The sequence below is a fragment of the Telluria sp. AZSoR62 genome (genome assembly GCF_058111565.1).
This window is the reverse complement of record NZ_JBYTST010000032.1, coordinates 1-1,105: the sequence shown is the minus strand read 5'-3', so window position 1 is coordinate 1,105 and position 1,105 is coordinate 1. Positions and strand designations below refer to the sequence as shown.

General features: G+C 58.1%; 1 protein-coding gene and 1 pseudogene. Both read left to right on the top strand.

Features of this window, described 5'->3' with window-relative positions:
- The coding region (locus AC3XQU_RS22670) for a hypothetical protein (RefSeq protein ID WP_489876424.1) at positions 1–195 on the top strand (195 nt) is incomplete at its 5' end.
- A gap of 28 nt (positions 196–223) precedes the next feature.
- Positions 224–1,105, top strand: a pseudogene (locus AC3XQU_RS22665) (IS3 family transposase); the annotation flags it as partial.

Sequence of the window (1,105 nt, the reverse complement as noted above, 5' to 3'; positions counted from 1 at the left end):
GCATCCATCGGGATGGTATTTCATGAGGTGTGCGATCACGACAATGACAAGATTCCACTCGGTCAACCTATCGATAATACGTATGTCAAAATTGTCGACGACCAGTTGAGGCCCGTGACGGATGGCGTCTTTGGGGAAATCGTTGTTGCCGGTTGGACGAGCCCCCTGAAAGACAGGACACCGTTTCCCCCTTAACATAAGGGATAGGCAAACGACTGTGTATATGACTAATAGAAACGATAAGGGTGGGGAGCTTTTGGGCCAGGAGCGGCGTCGCCGCTGGAGCCCAGAGCAAAAACTGGCCATGGTTCGCGAGAGCCTACAACCGGGACAAAGCGTGTCGGTGGTGGCTCGGCAGAACGGCGTTAATGCCAACCAGCTATTTCAGTGGCGCAAGCTCTATCAGAACGGCAGCCTCTCGGCCGTCAGTGCTGGAGAGAGCGTGGTGCCTGCTTCCGAGTTGGCCGACGCGCTCAAGCAGATCCGCGAGCTACAGCGGATGCTCGGCAAGAAAACCATGCAGGTCGAGATCCTTCAGGAAGCCGTGGAGATTGCTCGGTCGCGAAAATGGATTGCGCACTCACCCTTGTTGCCGGGGGACGACCTGTGAAGCTGATCAGTGAAAGTCTCGGTGTAGCGCGCTCGCAATTAACGGTTCGGCTCAGCTCTGCGACACAGCCAGACCGACGTCGCCGCGTACTGGACGACACGGCTCTGGTCGAAGAAATTCGCACCGAGGTCAGTGAGCTGCCCAGCTACGGCTACCGCCGTGTGTGGGGTTTGCTGCGTCGTCGGCGTGAACAGCAGAGCCAAGCGCCGATCAACGTCAAACGGGTCTACCGTGTGATGCGCGATCATCAGTTACTGCTGGAACGACGGATCAAACAACCCGGCGTGGCACGCCGCCACGAAGGTCGTATCGCCGTAGAAACCAGTAATACCCGCTGGTGCTCTGACGGCTTTGAGTTTCGCTGTGAAGACGGCGCCAAGCTAAGCGTGACCTTCGCCCTGGACTGCTGCGACCGCGAGGCTATCGGCTGGGTGGCCAGCCCGACTGGTTACAGTGGCGACGATATCCGCGACTTGATGCTGGAGGCGGTGGAAA